The sequence below is a fragment of the Vibrio floridensis genome (assembly GCF_021852965.1).
GTDB classification, from domain to species: domain Bacteria; phylum Pseudomonadota; class Gammaproteobacteria; order Enterobacterales; family Vibrionaceae; genus Vibrio; species Vibrio floridensis.
Map to the genome: position 1 here is coordinate 1 of NZ_JAKGCY010000049.1, position 2,240 is coordinate 2,240.

Sequence of the window (2,240 nt, forward strand, 5' to 3'; positions counted from 1 at the left end):
ATGCTCAGAGATGGCTGTATGTGGAATGCAGATAGCGCCAAAAATTAACTATTGACGCCATAGTCTCTTGTTATGTTTAAGACTCAAGGGGTTAAGTTTTACGATACCAAGAGCTTAACTCGACTTACCTTTACACACCAAAACCAGAATCTAAAAGACTGAAATGACTAATAATTTTTTGAAAATCAGACTTTAGAATTTGGCTGCTAAAACTCAAAAACCTAAGTTCAAATTTCCGATTGAGCCAGATGCCCTAACCTCGTGCTTACCCGAAAATTGACTGAGGCAGCTCCCTGAATTTTCAGCGCCCAAGAATGGATGTCCAGAAAACACAGCGCCCTATTAAGCCAACTTGCCGACAAGACCAAAATTAGAAAGCCGAGAAAGCAAAGAAAAAATGCAACCAACTGATTTTACGTGATTAAACATAACGCCCAATTAAGGGGTGAGCAACGCTGCCACCCACACCTAAAGCATTGTGCCATAAACACTAAATTTGAAGTAGAACCCAAAATGCCGAGCATTGTGAATCCCTCTTAAATTGCTTGTTATGGCGCTACTCTACGTTATTTTCTTTAAGCCAACTATCCAAATTAGTTAACCCATGCTTCTTACGCCCCCTCGCGACATCAATCGCAAGAAACAGACCGGTAAACACACCAAAGAACAAAGACGCATACACCTGAGAAACAGAAAAACCCTGAAATTGCCAAATGAAGAGCCACATGAACCCACCCCAAAAAACAGCGCCAAAAACTGATTGAAGGACAAATAGTTTCAACGGACTTTCAAATACCCTTGGCTTCATGTCTAAACGAGCCAATTTGTAGAATAGATATGGATAAGGTTTAGCTAAACGACTACTGATGCCCTTTTCAACCAACAGTGAGCGGACAAATTCCATTTTATTCATAATCATTCCTATAAATGTGTGTTGGCATGCCTTGCGCCATAACGCCGCGTTAAGGGGTGAATGCCGCATAAACCAACCTTCCGCAGACCATTTTCACCACCAAAACTAACCGCATACTAAAAATGCCACGCGGCATGAATCCCTCTTGAACGCCTTGTTATGCTTAAGCTTCAATGAGTTACGTTTTTCTGGAAACAAGATTAACTCGGCTTTGATTCACAAACAAAAGCCAAAACGTAGAAAACCGAAATGACTCATAGTTTTGAAAATCAGACTTTGAAATTTGGTAATCAAAACTCAAAAACCTAAGATCAAATTTCTGATTGTGCCAACCGCCCTAACCTCGCGCTTGCCCGAAAGTTGATTGAGGCAACTCTGTAAATTTTCAGCGCCAAAGAATAGGTGTCCAGACAACAGCACCCACTGGAGCCAACTTGCCGACGCGCACAAAACCCAAAAGCAGAGGAAACAAAGAAAAACCATAAACCACTGATTTTATTTGATTAAGCATAACGCCCAGTTAAGGGGTGAAGCACGCAATGACCAAGCCGCTGCATGGCACTTCAACACCGAAACCAACGCATACCAAAAATGCCACGCGTGCTGAATCCCACTTGAACTGTTTGTTATGTTCGTAGCTTTTGTAACCCTTGTATTGCTCGGTTGGTCGAATCTATTAAGTCTGTACGCTTCAGTTTCGTTCGAATAGCCAATGCTTCAATAAACTGCTTTTCAGCGAGTTCATAGTTACCAAGCTCCACGTTTAATTTACCCAAGTGTTGTAAACTGAAACTCAAAGAAAGCACACAACCGTAATCTTGGCTTTGTAAGTATGCTCTTTCAGCACCACCCATATCACCTGCGTATTGCAACGCGATACCCGAAATATGAGTAGACCAAAACTTGTGCTTATCGCTAGATGTCGACATTTGGACGTTGGAAGCTAGCCAATAAGCCAAACTACAAAACCCTATAACACGCAAACAATCGGCTACTAAAATTTGCTGCCACTCTAGCTTTTCTGTTTCGCCTAACACCTTAAATTTTAGGCATTTGTAAATGGTTAAAGCCAGTTTATGGAAAACGCTGAAAGTTACCCTATCCCTCTGATAGCCCACAATTTCCTCCAAGAACATAACGCCGCGTTAAGGGGCGCAGGCACGCAATACAAAAGTAACCGCATGACAACTTAACCACTAAACTCAACGCAAATTGAAAATACCACGCGTGCCAAGTCCCTCTTGAACGCTTTGTATGGATAATAACTAACGAATCAGGGTAAGGTGAGACCCAGACTTTAGCTGCAACTAAAGTTCTCTATCTGATA

General features: G+C 41.8%; 3 protein-coding genes. All 3 read right to left on the reverse strand.

The window, feature by feature from the left end:
• Positions 1–556 precede the first annotated feature (556 nt).
• A complete protein-coding gene (locus LZU85_RS20655) occupies positions 557–913 on the reverse strand; it encodes a DUF6404 family protein (RefSeq protein ID WP_043877211.1) in 357 nt (118 codons plus the stop codon).
• A 297-nt stretch (positions 914–1,210) separates the two neighbouring features.
• A complete protein-coding gene (locus LZU85_RS20665; protein ID WP_237288424.1) occupies positions 1,211–1,396 on the reverse strand; it encodes a hypothetical protein in 186 nt (61 codons plus the stop codon).
• Positions 1,397–1,539: 143 nt separating this feature from the next.
• Entirely contained in the window at positions 1,540–1,872 is a 333-nt protein-coding gene (locus LZU85_RS20675) for a tetratricopeptide repeat protein (RefSeq protein ID WP_225311888.1), read from the reverse strand.
• Between the last annotated feature and the right edge of the window lie 368 nt (positions 1,873–2,240).

Excerpts from the sequence above, each read along its gene's own strand:
- LZU85_RS20665 (WP_237288424.1), bottom strand. The coding sequence starts at position 1,396 with ATGGTTTTTCTTTGTTTCCTCTGCTTTTGGGTTTTGTGCGCGTCGGCA.
- LZU85_RS20655 (WP_043877211.1), bottom strand. The coding sequence starts at position 913 with ATGAATAAAATGGAATTTGTCCGCTCACTGTTGGTTGAAAAGGGCATC.